Origin of the sequence: Staphylococcus roterodami, assembly GCA_022493055.1 — a bacterium.
Lineage (GTDB): Bacteria > Bacillota > Bacilli > Staphylococcales > Staphylococcaceae > Staphylococcus > Staphylococcus singaporensis.
The window spans coordinates 1,508,221-1,527,436 of record CP092781.1 but is presented as its reverse complement, the minus strand read 5'-3'; the positions used below and the strand labels follow the sequence as shown (position 1 = coordinate 1,527,436).

The window sequence follows — 19,216 nt, the reverse complement described above, 5'->3', positions numbered from 1 at the left end:
ATGGAAATAACAATGCCTAAATTAGGTGAAAGTGTTCATGAAGGTACAATTGAACAGTGGTTAGTTTCTGTTGGAGATTATATCGATGAATATGAACCACTTTGTGAAGTCATAACTGATAAAGTGACAGCTGAGGTCCCTTCTACAATCTCTGGTACAATTACAGAAATTCTTGTTGAAGCTGGTCAAACTGTTGCTATTGACACAGTAATTTGTAAAATTGAAACGGCAGATGAAAAGACTGGTAAACCATCTAATGAGAAAGAATCAAAAGTAATTGAAGATACAGAAGTCGAAGCTGACATTGCAAATACTGTAATGGAACAGCCAAAACACCAAGAAAATGTACCTCGTAACAACGGACGCTATTCACCTGTTGTGTTTAAGTTAGCTTCAGAACACAATATTGATTTAGCACAAGTTGTCGGAAGTGGATTTGAAGGTCGTGTTACAAAAAAAGATATCATGGCAGTCATTGAAAATGGTGGTACGACATCTCAAACAGATAGCCAAGTTAATGAGACTTTACTTCAACTAGACATTACAAAATCAAGCAGTCAATCATCACAAGGAAATGGTGAAACAAATAAAATACCTGTTAATGGAGTACGTAAAGCGATTGCACAAAACATGGTAAACAGTGTTACAGAAATTCCACATGCATGGATGATGATTGAGGTTGATGCAACTAATCTAGTAAATACGAGAAACCACTATAAAAATGGATTTAAAAATAAAGAAGGTTATAATTTAACGTTCTTTGCATTCTTTGTCAAAGCGGTTGCAGATGCATTAAAAGCATATCCACTTTTAAATAGTAGTTGGCAAGATAATGAAATCGTCTTACACAAAGATATTAATATATCTATTGCTGTTGCAGATGAAAATAAATTATATGTACCGGTAATTAAACATGCAGATGAAAAATCGATTAAAGGTATTGCAAGAGAAATTAATGATTTAGCAACAAAGGCTCGTAATAAAAAATTAACGACAGAAGATATGCAAGGTGGTACATTTACAGTAAATAATACTGGAACGTTTGGTTCTGTATCATCAATGGGAATCATTAATCATCCTCAAGCAGCAATACTACAAGTCGAATCAATCGTTAAAAAACCTGTTGTAATTAATGATATGATTGCAATTCGTAGTATGGTCAATCTTTGTATTTCAATTGATCACCGAATTTTAGATGGATTACAAACAGGTAAATTTATGAATCATATTAAACAACGTATTGAACAATACACTTTAGAAAATACAAACATATATTAAAACTAATAAAAGACATCTACTGACAAACCAATTTATGTTGTCGGTAGATGTTTTATTTTTGGTTCTATAATAAATCGGACTGATGGAAAAGTTTTTTACTTTTCATCTGTCCGATTTTTTGATTTTGAATATAAAAAAAGCGCAATTATCTCTATAATTAAAAGTGCCTAAACAAATAACTAAAGGAGATAATGCGCCTATGAATAATGTTATACTAAATACCTTTGATTTTAAAGATAAAAATATTGTTTTTGACGGTAAACTTGAGAAAATTGAGTATAAAGGGAGAAAGTGTTTCTTTTATTACGCAAAACTAATCTATACACCTGAGGTGTGCCCAAACTGCAATTGTAAAAACATTAATGGTAATTTAATCAAAAATGGATCTAAGACTTCTAGAATCACTATGCCTAAAATCTCCGAATATCCAACTTATATCATGTTGCGTAAGCAACGTTTTAAATGTAAAACGTGCGAACGATACTTTACAGCCGAAACACCTGAAGTTGATAAATACTGTTTTATATCAAAAAAAACACGATCAGCTGTACTTAATAAAGCAGCAGAAATTCGTTCTGAAAAATCTATAGCGAAATCCTGCTCTGTGTCAGCTACTACAGTTTCTCGTATCATTGATGAGGCCGCTCAATCGCTTCATCAATCGCCGTATTCTGCACTTCCTGAACATATCATGATGGATGAATTTAAAAGTGTTAAAAATGTTTCTGGGAAAATGAGTTTTATATACGCTGATGCACAAACGCATCATATTATTGATATTGTTGAAGATCGTAGATTAAGTGAGTTGAAAAAGTATTTTTATCGTTTTTCACTTAAAGCTAGAAAACGTGTAAAGACTGTTTCCATTGATATGCATGAAGGCTATATGACATTGATTAAAGAGATGTTTCCGAACGCTAAAATAGTTATCGATCGATTCCATATTGTTCAATTATTAAATCGTGCTTTAAATGGTATTCGAGTCGCTGTTATGAATGAATTAAGAACGACGAATCAACCGTTATATAATAAGTTTAAAAGATATGCGAAATTACTATTAAAACCTGGAGAAGATTTAGAGGCATTTGAATATCGTAAAGTAGCTTTATTTAAGGAATGGAAGACACAAAAGGGTATCGTCAAGTATTTATTAGATCAAGATGATTCGTTAAATGACGCCTACCAATATATCAATCAGCTACGATTCAAACTTAAACATAATGATTATGAAGGCTTTATTCACGAATTAAAACATATGCCATTATCCCAAACGCATTCAGTTGTCCAACGAGCAATTAAGACACTTAACAAACATGTAGACTTTATAAAAAATACATTTGATTATTACAATTTATCAAATGGTCCTTTAGAAGGTATAAATAACAAAATAAAATTAATTAAACGTACATCTTTTGGTTATGGAAGTTACAATCATTTGCGCAATCGAATATTATTATGTTCAAAACTTTACGCTCCAAAAAGTAAAAAGGAAGTTAAGCAATGTTTAGTTGCCTAACTTCCGATATTGAACTCATCAGTCCAAAATTAAATAATGAAATTCTAAAGTAATTGGGAACTTGTCTTGGATAAAATTGTCATAAAGGACAGAAAGTTTGATAGATTGTTAAAATTGTATCTAAATATAGGTGCAATTCAGATTAGTTTATTGAACAATAAGATATTAATTAGTAGAATGAGTATAGCTTAAATATAAAGGGATAGGTGATTGGATTTATGGACATGAATTTCGATTTATATATGAACGGTGTTGTCGAACAAGCAAGAAATGAAATAGAATCTGCAGGATATGAACAATTAACAACTGCAGAAGACGTTGATCAAGTTCTTAAACAAGATGGTACAACACTAGTTATGATCAATTCAGTATGTGGTTGTGCAGGTGGCATCGCCAGACCAGCAGCATCACATGCTTTACATTATGACGTTTTACCTGATCGATTGGTGACAGTGTTCGCTGGTCAGGATAAAGAAGCGACACAAAGAGCGAGAGATTATTTTGAAGGGTATGCGCCTTCAAGTCCATCATTTGCTTTAATCAAAGATGGAAAAATTACTGAAATGATTGAAAGACACCAAATTGAAGGTCATGATGTAATGGACGTAATTAATCAATTACAAACATTATTTAATAAATATTGTGAAGAAAGATAAGAGGCACTAACCCATGTTAAAGTTAAATCCTTATAAGATTGGATTTAGAACAATAAAAACAGCAGTGGGTATGACGCTTGGTGTAATTTTAAGTAAGCTTATTGGTTTAGATAATTATGCTTCGAGCGCCATATTAGTCGTTTTATGTATCAAACATACAAAAGTACATTCGCTACAAGCGATTATTTCTAGATTAGTGTCATGCTTTTTAGTATTGTTTTTAGGTTCAGCGATTTTTAGTTTATTAGGTCAAAGTCCTATAGTGTTGGGGTTAATCGTATTATTATTTATACCTTTAACTGTCGTCTTAAAGGTTCAAGAAGGTGTAATTACTAGTTGTGTCATTTTACTGCATATATTTAATGCGAAGTCGATTGATGCACATTTGATTGTGAATGAAACGTTATTACTTTTAATCGGTCTAAGTATAGCATTTATAATGAATTTAATGATGCCAAGTTTAGATAAACAGTTGGATGAATATAAATGTAAAATAGAACAACAAATTGCAGATATTTTTAATAAATATAGTTATATTTGTGAAAAATATGAAGATACCATTGCAATTGAATTTGAAGCCTTATTGCTTAATATAAAAAAAGCAAAATCAATCGCATTCCGAGATGTAAAAAATCATTTTGTTAGAAATGAAAATTCATATTATCACTATTTTGACATGCGAGAAGAACAAGTAGAATTGTTGATGAGAATGAAAACACTCATAGAAAGTATTTGTCATAAAGATCCGCTTTTAAATGATGTGTCAAGCTTATTAAAAGAAATAGGTCAAAATGTAAACAGCAATGATTATACAGCGATGCGATTGCACAATTTATACGAAACTCGTTTGAAATTAGATGAACTACCATTGCCCACGTCACACAAAGCATTAAATTCACGAGCTAGCATTATCCAAATATTAAATGAATTAGAAGAGTATCTTCAAATTAAATCACAATTTGGCTCTTTAAAAATGCACAGTGAAGTGAGTTAAAAAATTAATCCATCCGAATGACATTTGCCAAAAAGTGTCTGCGTTACATACGCTAACTTTATGGTTTGTGAGCATTTCGGATGGATTTTTGATTTTATCACTATGTATATTATGTAGGACTAAATTATAAGATAGGAATTAAACTAGTTAATAATAAAGCCAATACGACCGATACAAGCAAGACGATGATGATGATTCTTAAAACTTTATTTTGCATTTTGATTGCCTCCAAATAAATATGCTTTCTTATTTTAACTAAGACATAAGCCTTATACCTTAAAAGGTTATTTCTATATCAAATATTAGAAACTAATAGAAAGTGAGCCATTTCTACTTATGCCATTTTCCTCATTATACGATACCATTGAAAATGCAATCAATATATTTTTGACAATGCTGTATTTAAGTTACAATTATATTATATATTTAAAACTGTGCTAACGTTATACAAAAATGACATTCAATTGAACAATTAATTGATTATTTATTTGTAAATGAATTAACGTTGCATACTGACAAATTGTAGCTGATGCTTTAACAGAAAATTCTAATATAAAAGGGGTATTCATATGATTAATGAACAAAGATTGTTAAATACATTTTTAGAATTAGTACAGATTAATTCTGAAACAGGTCATGAAGAAACCATTCAACCAATTTTAAAGGAAAAATTTAAATCATTAGGACTAGATGTAAAGGAAGATAATGCAAGTAATCATCCAAAGTTAGGCGCAAATAACCTTATATGCACATTGAAAAGTACTATCAAAGAAGGCATAGCACCAAAATTATATTTTACTAGTCATATGGATACAGTTGTGCCTGCTATAAATGTGAAGCCAATCGTAAAAGAAGATGGATACATATATTCTGATGGTACAACTATTTTAGGGGCAGATGATAAGGCTGGATTAGCGGCTATATTTGAAGTTTTACAAGTTATTCAAGAACATAGCTTACCACATGGACAAATTCAATTTGTGATTACTGTAGGGGAAGAATCAGGGTTAGTGGGAGCTAAACAATTAAAACCGCAATTGTTAGATGCTGATTTTGGTTATGCAATTGATGCTAGTGCTGATGTAGGTACTACAGTTGTAGGAGCGCCAACACAAATGTTAATATCAGCTAAAATTATTGGCAAAACTGCACATGCAAGTACGCCGAAAGAAGGTATAAGTGCAATTAATATTGCAGCAAAAGCAATCAGTAGAATGAAATTAGGTCAAGTTGATGAGTTAACTACCGCCAACATTGGGAAATTCCATGGTGGCTCAGCTACTAATATTGTAGCGGATGAAGTTATTTTAGAAGCAGAAGCACGTTCACATGATTCAGAAAGAATTAAAGAGCAGGTCAAACATATGACAGACATATTTGAAAATACTGCGACTGAATTAGGTGGTAAAGCGATAGTATCGGTAGAACAAAGTTATCCAGGATTTAAAATAAATGACGATGAAGCGGTTGTTCAAATTGCTCAAGAAAGTGCACGTAATTTAGGATTAAAAGCTAATACAGTTATATCTGGAGGTGGCTCTGACGGGAGTATTATTAACACGTTTGGAATTCCGTCTGTCATTTTAGGGGTTGGCTATGAAAAGATTCATACTACAAATGAACGTATGCCGATTAGCGCATTAAACTTATTAACAAGTCAAGTATTGGAAATTATCAAACTAGTTACTCAGCAATCGAAATGATTTAGTGTAGCGAATCATCATTTTGTGATACAATACTAATGAAAAATCAACAAGTGAGGTAAGTAATATGACACAACAAATTGGAGTTATTGGTTTAGCCGTAATGGGTAAAAACCTAGCTTGGAATATTGAATCACGTGGATACAGTGTATCAGTATTTAACCGCTCAAGTGAAAAAACGGATTTAATGGTTGAAGAATCAAAGGGTAAAAATATCCACCCTACATATTCATTAGAAGAATTTGTTAATTCTTTAGAAAAACCACGTAAAATTTTATTAATGGTGCAAGCAGGGAAAGCTACTGACGCAACTATCGATAGTTTATTACCTTTATTAGATGATGGAGATATCTTAATTGATGGTGGTAATACAAATTATCAAGATACAATTAGACGTAATAAAGCCTTAGCTGAAAGTGCAATCAACTTCATTGGTATGGGAGTTTCTGGTGGAGAAATAGGCGCATTAACAGGCCCTTCATTAATGCCAGGTGGACAAGAAGAGGCATATAATAAAGTTGCTGATATTTTAGATGCAATTGCTGCTAAAGCTAAAGATGGTGCTTCATGTGTTACTTACATTGGACCAAATGGTGCTGGTCACTATGTGAAAATGGTGCACAACGGTATTGAATATGCTGATATGCAATTAATTGCAGAAAGCTATGCAATGATGAAAGAACTTTTAGGTATGTCACATGAGGAAATTGCCCAAACGTTCAAAGATTGGAATGCTGGCGAATTAGAAAGTTATTTAATTGAAATCACAGGTGATATTTTCATGAAATTAGATGAAGATAAAGAAGCCTTAGTTGAAAAAATTCTTGATACTGCTGGACAAAAAGGTACAGGTAAATGGACTTCTATTAATGCATTAGAACTAGGTATTCCATTAACAATCATTACTGAGTCTGTTTTTGCAAGATTCATCTCTTCAATTAAAGAAGAACGTGTGAAAGCTTCTAAAGAATTAAATGGTCCAAAAGCTTCATTTGATGGTGACAAAAAAGAATTTTTAGAAAAAATCCGCAAAGCACTATACATGAGTAAAATTTGCTCATATGCGCAAGGATTTGCACAAATGCGTAAAGCAAGTGAAGATAATGAATGGAACTTAAAACTTGGCGACTTAGCAATGATTTGGAGAGAAGGTTGCATTATCCGTGCACAATTCTTACAAAAAATCAAAGATGCTTACGATAATAACCCAGGATTACAAAACTTGTTATTAGATCCATACTTTAAAAATATTGTAACTGAATACCAAAATGCATTACGCGATGTTGTAGCAACGGGTGTTCAAAATGGTGTACCAACACCTGGATTCTCATCAAGTATTAACTACTATGATAGTTACAGAGCAGCTGATTTACCAGCAAACTTAATTCAAGCTCAACGTGACTATTTCGGTGCGCATACTTATGAAAGAAAAGATAAAGAAGGCGTATTCCATACACAATGGATTGAAGAATAATATTGATTAAAGGATAGTTGAAAGATACTATCCTTTTTTTAATATTTAAATAGAAGTTAAGTATTAAAATCCTATAAATAGCATTTTTGATGATGTATCACTTCCTTGGGTGCCGTCTTAGCTACCCCAACCGGCACATTATTGTAAGCTGACTTTCCACCAATTTTTGTGCTGTGGTACTTGTCTACGACGGGCACTGCTTACTCAGGATTATCACTATTAGGTACTTAATATAAGGAAAATAGTGATTCAACGATCTGTATAGTATTAAATTCATTTCAAAAAGCTGATTTCTATCAAATAATTAATAGAAATCAGCTTTTTTTATTTTGTCTAAGAACATTATGTCTCAGATTCACTGCTTTGGCTTTGTTTATCAATAAAGCTACACTAGGCTTTTATACCTTTAAATTTATCGAAATATATAAACATATTTTCATTATTTGAGAATTGGGTATTATAAAGTAAGAATAATGAATTGTTAAGTTATACTTTGATTAATTTAATATCATAGATTTATTATTAAATAAGTTGATAACTTTAATACTGAAAAAAATACGTAAATATAAAAGATTGACCATAGATATATTGTGTGATATATTTATATTTAATGATAGTAATATTACATCATAAGAGCAATAAATTAAAGGTAAAGCTTGGTCTATTTAGATCAAGCTTTTCCAAATTTGATAGGTGAGTGTATGGAAAGTTTAATGACTATTAAGAATTTAAAAGTTGATATTAATAATAGAAAAATTCTAAACCTTAATAATAGTACTATAAATATTTATAGTAAAGATAAAATAGCACTGATAGGGAAAAATGGTGCGGGAAAAACGACTTTGATTAATTGCTTGTTAAATGAGATAAAATACAGCGGCGTTATTGATAGAATGATAAGGTCTAAAGATATAGGAATTGTTTTTCAAGAGAATAAGTATGGGGATTTAATCAAAGTACATGAATTAATTTATTTAATAACAGCTTATAGCAAACGAAGTAAACAATTTAAAGCATTTACGAAAGCTTTCTCATTAGAACATCTTATAAATAAATTTGTTAAAGATTTATCCTTGGGGGAGCAAAAGCGCTTAACTGTAGGATTAGTATTGAATGAACAAAAAAATTTATACATATTTGATGAATTGACATCTGGATTAGACTATGAAAAAAGACAAAATTTATTACAGAAAACTAAAGAAATCACCCAAAATAAAGCAGTAATTAAAATTACGCATTACTTTGATGAGGTTGAAAATTGGGCGAATAAATTAATCATTTTAGATAAAGGAGAATTATTGTATTACGGCAGTATAGATCAATTTTTCTCAAAATTTTATCACTATGCACTGATTGAAATAGTGAATCAAGAATTAGATTATCAAGTTAGAGTTGTTATTGAAAAATTAAATGCCGATGTATATTTTAATACTAAGATTGTTACCCATAATAAAGAGCAAATGAATGACGTTATTAATCTATTAAATGAACGAAAAATAGAATTTAAAATAAACATGCAAAATATATACTCAACATATTTAATATCAACTTTGGAGGAAATATGATAAATAAAATTTTGTTAAGCATAAAAATGCAATTTAGAGTTCCTATATCAGTGTTCTTTTCATTAATTTTTCCAATCATCATGGTAATAGTTGTTATTTTGTCTTATGGAAATTTTAGTATAGGAAATGGAAGACACTTTATAGATAAATATTTTTTAATTAGTACGAGTATTGGTCTGCTACCGATTGCTTTTATTAGCTTTCCAATTTGGTTAAGTGAGAGCATTGAGAATGAGACGCTAAAGCGATTAAAATATTTTGAAGTAAATATTAGTAGTTTAATCGTTTCTAATATTATTTCATACTGCTTCTTAGCGATATTTAGTGTTATTTTAAATATCATTATTGGTAAAGTATTTTTCTCATTAACTCTACCAAACACGCAATATTTTATAGCCTTCTTTTTCCAAATTTTTTATAACATTATCGCTCTATTAATGATAGGAACATTTTTAGCTTTGTTAATAAGAAAGAGTAAGGTTTTATTGCCTTTTGGAATGATATTGCTTTTTCTCACTTATATGATTATTGGTGTTTTTGTTCAGTATGGAGAGCTCCCTAATCTTTTAAAAGAAATAGGAAATTGGATACCAATCAAATATGTTACTAATGATTTTTATTCAATTTGGACAAATGAACGTATGTGGGATGCATCATTTTTAAAATTAAATTCATTGTATATCATAGTGACGAGTGTTTTAAGTTTGTTTATTTATAAGTTTAAGAAATGAGGAGAATAATGATGTTGAAAAGACAAGAAATGCGAGTGATTATTGAAATTTTAGCAGGTATTGTGTTATCCGCCATCATCACAGCCATCGCGATTTCAACAGGCTACTTTATTATAAATAAAAATGGTTATGCGAATTTTGATGTAAATTTATTAGGATTAAATTTATACAGAATACACAATTATGGCGTTAGTGGAGAGCCAATTATAACAAATATTATGTTTTTAGGTGTGATCTTGTCCATATTATTAGTGATTATTATTGAATTGCTTGTAGCAACTAACAAAAGAGGTAAAAAGCAATGATTAATTGTCAGTTGAAGGGAATGTTTAATCAACATTCGTTATTTAAATTAAATGACGATAATAGTGCAAATAATGATAATCGTAATAACTTTGCTCAAATTATTTTAGGAAATCAAGAATCAGAATCTTTAAAGTACTTATTAAATGTAAATCATCAGTGACTTAGTGACTTCAAACGCATGTTATCTTATAATGAATCGAATTATGCAGTTTTATTTAATGAACATCAATTATTAAATGAAATTAATGATAAAGATACAAGGTCACTTCCTAAAAGTGATAAAAAAACAGAAGAATAAAAGAATCTTTTAATAATCTTTGAAATTACAAAAAAATACAAGGGAATTCATATTCTTTGAAATGATTTGTCAAGAATTGACAACAATACTTAATTTTTCTTTTGGTAAAACACCTAGAAAAGTGAAATATGGGGATATAAAGACAAGTACGCTATTATATGCATCGGCAAATGAGTTACATCCGATTAATATATATTTATATCAACAATGTAGAGAATTTCTTTTCGAAATTCTCTACATTTGGGGCTCCGAGCTCTGAAAGGTTATCTAGAAACAGAAATAGTTTTTTAAAAGAACATTTTCATTCAGTCAATTGCTGCTAATATAACATTGTAGATTCTAAAACACTGATTTATGTCTCAGATGCTTTAAATAAAATAATGCAAGCAAGTTTTCTTTTATTATAAAGCTATCTCATATAAAAGCATTTTGTGAAGTAATACTTTAATTACTGTGTTATGATAGCTTGTATTATAGAGAAATAGAGGTATTAACTTATGGAGAAGTTAAATCAAGTAATGTTATATGTTGATGATGTTGAAAAAGCGAAAGCATTTTGGACAGAAACATTAGGGTTTGTTGTTGTAAGTGAAACACCGTTAGCTGAGAACTATGTTGCAGTTGAAGTATCACCTACGAAAGATGCTGAAACGTCATTGACGATTATGGCAAAAGAATTTATTGAAAAGTATAGCCCGGAGGTGAACCTAGGAACACCATCTTTAATGTTTAAAGAGAAAAACTTTGATGCATTATACTCAAAATTAAATGATTTAGGTTTAACTGGGCATGATATAGTAGAAATGAATGGTCAACGTGTATTTAATTTCCAAGATGGCCAAGGTAACTATTTCGCTGTTAGTGACTAAATATATAAATAACCTTTATATTGATTTTCGCATTGGATTTCAGTATGAAGGTTTTATTTTTACCGTTTTATGCAATCGTTTGCACAAATCTTTTGACTTTTTTAGAAAGTGTGACTAAACTGATATTATACAGGAATTGGAAGCGTTTTCCAAACCAGAGATAAACAGGAGGTGATTAAATGGTTACGATTAAAGATGTTGCTCTAAAAGCGGGTGTTTCACCTTCGACTGTTTCAAGAGTTATAAAAGGAAATCAACGTATTAGCGAAGCGACAATTTCAAAAGTGAAGAAAGTTATGGAAGAATTGAATTATTTTCCTAATACTGCTGCTAGAACTTTAATTACAAACCAAACATATAAAATTGGTTTAGTGTTAAAAGGGTCTGAGGAGCCTATTCGACTGAATCCATTCTATATAAATGTATTATTAGGAATTTCTGAAACGTGTAATCAACATGGCTATGGTACCCAAACGACAGTCTCAAATAATATGAACGATTTAATGGATGAAGTTTATAAAATGATTAAACAACGAATGGTTGATGCGTTTATACTGCTCTATTCAAAAGAGAATGATCCGATTAAGCAAATGTTAATTGATGAAAGTATGCCATTTATTGTGATTGGTAAGCCTACATCGGATATAGATCATCAATTTACACACATAGATAATGATAATATTTTAGCTTCTGAAAATTTGACACGACATGTTATTGAACAAGGTGTAGATGAATTAATATTTATTACAGAAAAAGGCGATTTTGAAGTTTCGAAAGATAGGATTCAAGGATTTGAAACGGTTGCCTCACAATTTAATCTGGATTATCAAATTATTGAAACGAATAGTGATAGGGAATCTATTTTAAGTTTTTTAAAAGGGAAACAAGCAAAATTTCAAAATCCGAAGACAAAACAGGCAATTATTTCATTAGATGCCATGTTACATTTAGCGATTTTAAGTGTGCTATATGAACTTAATATTGAAATACCGAATGATGTGATGACAGCAACGTTCAATGATTCTTATTTAACTGAAATTGCGTCACCACCTCAAACGAGTATTGATATCAAGCCTAGAATGCTGGGTCAACAAGCTGGATCTGCCATTTTAGAGATATTAAAAAATAAAAAGCAGAATATCGTTGAACTGGTCATTATAGATACAGAATTAAAAATTAGAAAATCTACACAACTATAGCAAAGGAGTTTTAAAATGAAGAAACAATGGTGGAAAGAAGCGGTAGCATATCAAGTATATCCAAGAAGCTTTAATGATAGTAATCATGATGGAATTGGTGATCTGCCAGGAATGATTGAAAAATTGGATTACCTAAAAGACTTAGGGATTGATGTGATTTGGTTAAGTCCAATGTTTAAGTCACCAAATGATGATAATGGTTATGATATTAGTGATTATAAAGAAATTATGGACGAATTTGGCACGATGGAAGACTTCAATCGTTTGTTAAAAGGTGTTCATGATAGTGGTATGAAACTTATTTTAGACTTAGTTGTAAATCATACGTCTGATGAACATCCTTGGTTCATCGAATCTAGATCAAGTAAAGATAACCCAAAGCGAGATTGGTATATTTGGCAAGATCCAAAAGCAGATGGTTCAGAACCAAACAACTGGGAAAGTATTTTTAATGGCTCAACGTGGGAATATGATGCTAATACTGAGCAATATTATTTCCATTTATTTAGTAAAAAACAACCTGACTTGAATTGGGCTAATCCTGAAGTTAGAGATGCTGTATTTGAAATGATGAACTGGTGGTTTGACAAGGGAATAGATGGATTTAGAGTAGATGCAATTACACATATTAAGAAGACGTTTGAAGCGGGAGATTTACCTGTGCCTGAAGGTAAAACGTATGCGCCGGCATTTGATGTAGATATGAATCAACCAGGTATTCAAACTTGGTTACAAGAGATGAAAGAACGCTCATTAAGTAAGTATGACATTATGACTGTTGGTGAAGCGAATGGTGTAAGCCCTGATGATGCTGATGACTGGGTCGGGGAAGAAAATGGTAAATTTAATATGATATTCCAATTTGAACATTTGGGACTGTGGAATAGTGGTGATTCTCATTTTGATGTAAATTCATATAAATCTGTATTAAATAGATGGCAAAAACAACTTGAAAATAAAGGATGGAATGCGCTATTTATTGAAAATCATGACCAACCTAGACGTGTATCGACGTGGGGTGACGATGACAAGTATTGGTATGAATCAGCAACAAGTCATGCAGCTGTTTACTTCTTACAACAAGGTACACCGTTCATTTATCAGGGACAAGAAATAGGTATGACGAATTATCCATTTGAAAGTATTGAAACGTTTAACGATGTTGCTGTTAAAAATGACTATCAAATTGTGAAATCTCGAGGTGGTGACGTAGACGCTTTACTTGCGAAATATAAAGATGAGAATCGAGATAATTCTCGCACACCTATGCAATGGGATGATACGTCCAATGGCGGATTTACAAATGGTGAACCGTGGTTCCCAGTGAATCCGAATTATAAAACTATCAATGTTGCACAACAATTAGAAGATAACCATTCAATTTTGCAATTTTATAAAGATTTAATACAATTAAGAAAATCTGACGATGTGTATATCTATGGTCAATTCGATTTAGTAGATGCTGAAAACTCACAAGTCTTCGCTTACACGAGAACACTACATGAAAAGCAAGTTCTTATTGTAGGCAATCTTACTGACCACGAAGCTGAATTAGATGTACCATTTGATTTAAGTCATGGAGAAGTGAAATTATGTAATTATGATGCCAAAGTTAATTTAAAAAATTTACGTGCATATGAAGCATGTGTTATCGAATTAAATTAACGCATTAAATTAACGCATTAAAATACCCCTTAATACAATCTAAGGACATTTATAGAGTCTATAGATGTATTAGGGGGCTTTGTTTTATCATTTTAGTCTTCGTCATAAGGACTCAGTTTAACAGGAATCCAAAGCTGAATTTTAGTGAATGGGTCATTAAATGAAATATCGAGAGGATATACTTCTACATATAAATCATTTCTTTCATATGGAAGTGTTAACTGCAAACTTGATTCAATATAATACCATGCTTCATTTGTAGCATAATCAATTTCACCTTGTAAATTGAATTTCGCGCAATGTTTGCCAGGTAAAAATCTACTTTCTAAGTGTGCTGGATAACGTTCACTTGGAACACCTACAAATATTTCTAAACCATTTTCAAGAGGACAACTAATGACGAACAATTCAAATGGACTGACATCATTATATCGTCGTAACTCTTTAATTTTACCATCAATGAGCAAGTCTTCTAAAAAATCCGGAACATTAAAAGGATGTGACAAATACTTAGTGTCTATAAATCTTGCATATCCAACCAATGAAATATCATCTGTCTCTTCTAATCTATATGGATAGGGTGCTCTCTCAGTAGTTGATAACTTGATATATAATCGCTCTTGAATTTGTAATTCATCTTTTTTAGTAGAAGCTTGAATAGGTGATACGCCATGAAAATCACTAAAATCATTTGCAAAATCATTTGAATTTGCATAGTGATATTTTTTAGCGATATCTACAAGTCGTGTAGCACCATTAATCACATCATTTGCAGCGAGCGTCATTTTGCGTGCTCGGGCATAAGCTTCTGGAGATAAGCCGACAATCATTTTAAATGATTGATCAAGATGGTATGGCGAAAGACCAACGTAATCACTTAATTCTTGCAAATTGAAAGGCTCTAATAAACGATCTTCAATATAAACAATTGCCTGTTGTATTTGCTTGATAACGTCCAAAACTTTCACTCCAATTAATTCAATCATTAATTTTTATTCTACATTATTTCTAATAAATATACACCCATTTGTTCGGTGATTATTAAAATAGTTTGGTGCAGTTTAAAAAATACTTATTCAGTATAGTCTAGAAAAAAAGCGAATGATAGAACCAAAGATTTACTTGAATAGTAATCAATGCTTGTCATTCGCTCATTTATTTATATTTAATATGTGCGTATAAATTTAATTATTGAATATCGTCCCACCAGTGGTTACCATCACGAGCAAGTAATAAATCACTTTCTAATGGACCATTAGTACCTGATTCATAGTTAGGGAACTCTGGGTCTACCATATTCCATTCATCTTGAATAGCATCTACAAATTTCCATGTTGATTTTAACTCTTCCCAATGTGTAAAGTTAGTCGCATCACCTTTTAGACAATCGAATAGTAGGTTTTCATATGCATCTACAGTATTCATTTTATCTTGGGCGCTCATGGAATATGATAATTGAACAGGTTCAGTCTCGATACCTTGTGTATTTTTCTTAGCGTTTAAATGTAAAGAAACACCTTCGTTTGGCTGAATATTGATTACTAATAGATTTGAATCTAACAGTTTATCAGTTTCATAGTATAAGTTCATTGGTACTTCTTTAAATTCAACAACAACTTGAATTGTTTTAGATTTCATACGTTTACCAGTACGAATATAGAATGGTACGCCAGCCCATCTAAAGTTATCAATTGTTAACTTGCCTGATACAAAAGTAGGCGTATTTGAATCGTCAGCAACACGATCTTCATCACGGTATGCTTTAACTTTTTTACCATCAATATAACCTTCTCCATATTGTCCACGCACAAAGTTCTTTTTAACATCTTCTGATTGGAAGTGACGAAGTGATTTAAGCACTTTAACTTTTTCAGCTCGGATATCTTCACTATTTAAACTAATTGGAGCTTCCATAGCTAATAATGCAACCATTTGTAACATGTGGTTTTGAACCATGTCTTTTAACGCGCCACTAGATTCATAATAACCACCGCGATCTTCAACGCCTAATATTTCAGAAGATGTAACTTGAATGTTTGAAATATACTTATTGTTCCAAAGGGGTTCGAACATTGCATTGGCAAAACGTAACACTTCAATGTTTTGAACCATGTCTTTACCTAAGTAATGGTCAATACGATAAATTTCTTCTTCTTTAAATGACTTACGAATTTGATTGTTTAATGCTTCTGCCGATTTTAAATCACTACCGAATGGCTTTTCAATAACTAGACGTTTAAATCCATTTGTATCTGTTAAGCCAGATGATTTTAAATAATCTGAAATGACACCGAAGAATTGCGGAGCCATAGCTAAGTAGAATAAGCGATTGCCATTCAATTTGAATTTGCTATCAAGTTCATTACTGAATTCTAATAATTCTTGGTAACTTTCTTCGTTACTTACATCATGTCTATGATAGAAGACATGTTCCATAAACGCGTCAATTTTGTGTGTATCTTTTACGTGCTTTTGAATTGATGATTTTACTTGATTACGGAAATCATCATTAGTAATGTCACGACGTCCAATACCGATGATGGCAATATGTTCATCTAAATTGTCTTGTTGGTAGAGATGGAATATTGATGGAAACAACTTACGATGACTTAAATCACCTGTTGCACCAAATATTGTGATTAAACATGGGATGTGTTTGTTTTTAGTACTCAAGATTAAAACCTCAATTCTTAATTAGATATATGATTTATTATTATAAGATAATACATTAAGTAGGTCATACAATATGCTCGACTGTATTAGCTAACTTAAAATTAATTATCACTAAATGTATCATTCAAAATGTGATACTTATTAATGTTTAGTATAACGTAATTATCAAAATTTATATAGTTATGTCTACATTTAACTTTGAAAATTTAGTATGTAAGGTAGAATTTTTAACAGAATTTGATTAAAGAATAAATTAAAACTAAATTGATACAAATTTTATGATAAAATGAATTGAAGAAAAGGAGGGGCATATATGGAAGTTACATTTTTTGGAACGAGTGCAGGTTTGCCAACTAAAGAAAGAAATACACAAGCAATCGCATTAAATTTAGAACCATATTCCAATTCCATATGGCTTTTCGACGTTGGTGAAGGTACACAGCACCAAATTTTACATCATGCAATTAAATTAGGAAAAGTGACACATATTTTTATAACGCATATGCACGGCGATCATATCTTCGGTTTGCCTGGTTTACTTTCCAGTCGTTCATTTCAAGGCGGAGAACAAAAGCCACTAACTTTAGTAGGGCCGAAAGGTATTAAAGCTTATGTAGAAATGTCATTGAAACTATCTGAGTCACATTTAAATTATCCAATTACATATATTGAAATCGATGAGCATTTAACTTATCATCATGAAGGTTTTACTGTAGAAGCACATCTACTTAACCATGGAATTCCTTCATATGGTTATAGAGTTGTTTCACCAGAAACGACAGGCACAATCAATGTTGAAGCTTTGAAGCAAATTGGTCTTGAACCGGGTCCGAAGTATCAAGAAGTTAAATCACAAGATACATTTGAACATAATGGTCAAGTTTATCAATCACAAGATTTTCGAGGCGCTTCTAAGCAAGGGCCAATAGTGGCGATATTTGGTGACACAAAGCCGTGTGCTAATGAACGATTGATTTCACAAGATGCTGATGTGATGGTACATGAAGCAACTTATATAGATGGTGAAAAGCATTTGGCCAACAACTATCATCATAGCCATATTGAAGATGTATTTGCATTGATAAAAGAAGCAAATGTAAAGCGAACATTGATTACACATTTGAGCAATCGCTATAATATGGAAGATATTAATGAAATTTATCAAACATTAATACAAAGTGAAGCTACACCAAATTTTAGTTTTGTAAAAGATTTTGATAGCTTTAAAATTTAGTTTCATTTTTATTTTGGTGTTAAAACTTAATAACAAATTTATTCAAATAAATAACCCGACTATACAAGTATGTTTCATAAATAACACTTGTTCGTCGGGTTTGTTTATTTATTAATCTTCGATATTTGATAATTCAATGCTTCGTTCTACTGCAGCATTTAGGCAATCTTCGAAAATTGACACTAAATCGTATTGTGAAAGAGTATCTAGTCCAGCTTGTGTCGTTCCACCTTTAGAAGTTATATTCTTTCTTAATTGAGCCATACTTAAATCTGAACGTTCAATCATCTTACTTGTACCTATAATAAGGTTGCGTATGGATTCTTCGACTTGTTCTTTTTCTAGTCCAAGTTTAGTCCCAGCTTTAACATATTGTTCGAATACATGATATAAAAATGCTGGACCGCTTCCTGTAATGGCAGTTACTTGATGTAAGTGATCTTCTGACACTTCAATGACTGAGCCAAACGCTTTAACTAAATCATTAATTTCATCTTTTGACTTAGGATCAAAGTTATTAGAAAAGCTAATACCAGTAACTGAATGACCAACTTGTGCATTAGTATTGGGCATAATTCTAGCAACTGGATTCTTACATTCTAATTGCTGTTTAATATAATCAATCGGAATACCTGCCATAATCGAGATAAAACAATTGTCTTTAGTAATATGAGGTTTAATTCGTGTTGCTAAAGTATCAAAGTCATGAGGTTTTGTGCCCAAAAATACATAATCAGCATCTTTCAATAATGTTGCATCATCGTAACTATAGTTAACACCTAGTTTTTCGGCAAATGCTTTTAAGGCTTGTTCATTTGATTTATTTGTTAAATGTATATCATTGGCATCTAAGTTGCTTGAGTTAATAATACCTGTAAATATAGCTTGTGCCATATTTCCTGCTCCATAAAATACGAGTTTCATTAACGTCACATCCCTTTAGTTTTTGATTTGTGTGTTATATTTCCTTATTATTGTATATATAATAAGGAAGATAATCAACTTGTCTCGTTTGAGTAAAACGATATATCGCGATTCATTTGATTGTTTGTGTA

General features: G+C 31.3%; 17 protein-coding genes and 1 pseudogene. 15 read left to right on the top strand and 3 right to left on the bottom strand.

All coding sequences use genetic code 11. The features are described from left to right. The 14 genes and pseudogenes from ML436_07345 (at position 1) to ML436_07280 (ending at position 14,254) form a co-directional block, all read left to right on the top strand. On the top strand, positions 1 to 1,278 hold the full coding sequence (locus ML436_07345) for a 2-oxo acid dehydrogenase subunit E2 (GenBank protein ID UMT77018.1): 1,278 nt from the start codon (positions 1 to 3) through the stop codon (positions 1,276 to 1,278). Between the two features lie 199 nt (positions 1,279 to 1,477). Then, the gene (locus tag ML436_07340; protein ID UMT77017.1) at positions 1,478 to 2,794 is read left to right on the top strand and encodes an ISL3 family transposase; all 1,317 of its coding nucleotides are present in this window, start codon (positions 1,478 to 1,480) and stop codon (positions 2,792 to 2,794) included. A gap of 218 nt (positions 2,795 to 3,012) precedes the next feature. Then, on the top strand, positions 3,013 to 3,450 hold the full coding sequence (locus ML436_07335) for a BrxA/BrxB family bacilliredoxin (GenBank protein ID UMT77016.1): 438 nt from the start codon (positions 3,013 to 3,015) through the stop codon (positions 3,448 to 3,450). A 13-nt stretch (positions 3,451 to 3,463) separates the two neighbouring features. Then, a complete protein-coding gene (locus ML436_07330) occupies positions 3,464 to 4,444 on the top strand; it encodes an aromatic acid exporter family protein (protein UMT77015.1) in 981 nt (326 codons plus the stop codon). 569 nt (positions 4,445 to 5,013) lie between these two features. Then, on the top strand, positions 5,014 to 6,147 hold the full coding sequence (locus ML436_07325; GenBank protein UMT77014.1) for a tripeptidase T: 1,134 nt from the start codon (positions 5,014 to 5,016) through the stop codon (positions 6,145 to 6,147). Positions 6,148 to 6,214: 67 nt separating this feature from the next. Then, positions 6,215 to 7,621, top strand: coding sequence for an NADP-dependent phosphogluconate dehydrogenase (gndA, locus tag ML436_07320; protein ID UMT77013.1), 1,407 nt, complete (start codon positions 6,215 to 6,217; stop codon positions 7,619 to 7,621). A 701-nt stretch (positions 7,622 to 8,322) separates the two neighbouring features. After that, complete coding sequence (locus ML436_07315) at positions 8,323 to 9,186, top strand: ATP-binding cassette domain-containing protein (GenBank protein UMT77012.1); 864 nt, start codon at positions 8,323 to 8,325, stop codon at positions 9,184 to 9,186. Next, positions 9,183 to 9,917 carry an ABC transporter permease gene (locus ML436_07310; protein UMT77011.1) on the top strand — a complete coding sequence of 245 codons (735 nt, stop codon included), beginning with the start codon at positions 9,183 to 9,185 and terminating at the stop codon, positions 9,915 to 9,917. The genes ML436_07315 and ML436_07310 overlap by 4 nt, the downstream gene beginning before the upstream one ends. Before the next feature lie 11 nt (positions 9,918 to 9,928). Further along, complete coding sequence (locus tag ML436_07305; GenBank protein ID UMT77010.1) at positions 9,929 to 10,222, top strand: LlsX family protein; 294 nt, start codon at positions 9,929 to 9,931, stop codon at positions 10,220 to 10,222. Next, complete coding sequence (locus tag ML436_07300) at positions 10,219 to 10,383, top strand: hypothetical protein (protein UMT77009.1); 165 nt, start codon at positions 10,219 to 10,221, stop codon at positions 10,381 to 10,383. The genes ML436_07305 and ML436_07300 overlap by 4 nt, the downstream gene beginning before the upstream one ends. Before the next feature lie 635 nt (positions 10,384 to 11,018). Continuing rightward, complete coding sequence (locus ML436_07295) at positions 11,019 to 11,390, top strand: VOC family protein (GenBank protein ID UMT77008.1); 372 nt, start codon at positions 11,019 to 11,021, stop codon at positions 11,388 to 11,390. Beyond that, positions 11,329 to 11,554, top strand: a pseudogene (locus tag ML436_07290) (hypothetical protein). The gene ML436_07295 and the pseudogene ML436_07290 overlap by 62 nt, the downstream one beginning before the upstream one ends. Before the next feature lie 15 nt (positions 11,555 to 11,569). Beyond that, a complete protein-coding gene (locus tag ML436_07285) occupies positions 11,570 to 12,589 on the top strand; it encodes a LacI family DNA-binding transcriptional regulator (protein UMT77007.1) in 1,020 nt (339 codons plus the stop codon). A 15-nt stretch (positions 12,590 to 12,604) separates the two neighbouring features. After that, positions 12,605 to 14,254, top strand: coding sequence for an alpha-glucosidase (locus ML436_07280; GenBank protein UMT77006.1), 1,650 nt, complete (start codon positions 12,605 to 12,607; stop codon positions 14,252 to 14,254). Between the two features lie 92 nt (positions 14,255 to 14,346). Here the strand turns inward: ML436_07280 and ML436_07275 are convergent, their stop codons facing one another. Both ML436_07275 and zwf read right to left on the bottom strand, forming a co-directional pair. After that, positions 14,347 to 15,213 (bottom strand): AraC family transcriptional regulator, encoded by an 867-nt coding sequence (locus tag ML436_07275; GenBank protein ID UMT77005.1) that lies wholly within the window; start codon positions 15,211 to 15,213, stop codon positions 14,347 to 14,349. Between the two features lie 229 nt (positions 15,214 to 15,442). Beyond that, a complete protein-coding gene (zwf, locus tag ML436_07270; protein ID UMT77004.1) occupies positions 15,443 to 16,927 on the bottom strand; it encodes a glucose-6-phosphate dehydrogenase in 1,485 nt (494 codons plus the stop codon). 313 nt (positions 16,928 to 17,240) lie between these two features. Between zwf and rnz the strand changes: the two genes are divergently transcribed. Next, the gene (gene rnz, locus ML436_07265) at positions 17,241 to 18,161 is read left to right on the top strand and encodes a ribonuclease Z (GenBank protein UMT77003.1); all 921 of its coding nucleotides are present in this window, start codon (positions 17,241 to 17,243) and stop codon (positions 18,159 to 18,161) included. A gap of 111 nt (positions 18,162 to 18,272) precedes the next feature. Here the strand turns inward: rnz and proC are convergent, their stop codons facing one another. Continuing rightward, on the bottom strand, positions 18,273 to 19,085 hold the full coding sequence (proC, locus tag ML436_07260; protein ID UMT77002.1) for a pyrroline-5-carboxylate reductase: 813 nt from the start codon (positions 19,083 to 19,085) through the stop codon (positions 18,273 to 18,275). Positions 19,086 to 19,216: the final 131 nt, after the last annotated feature.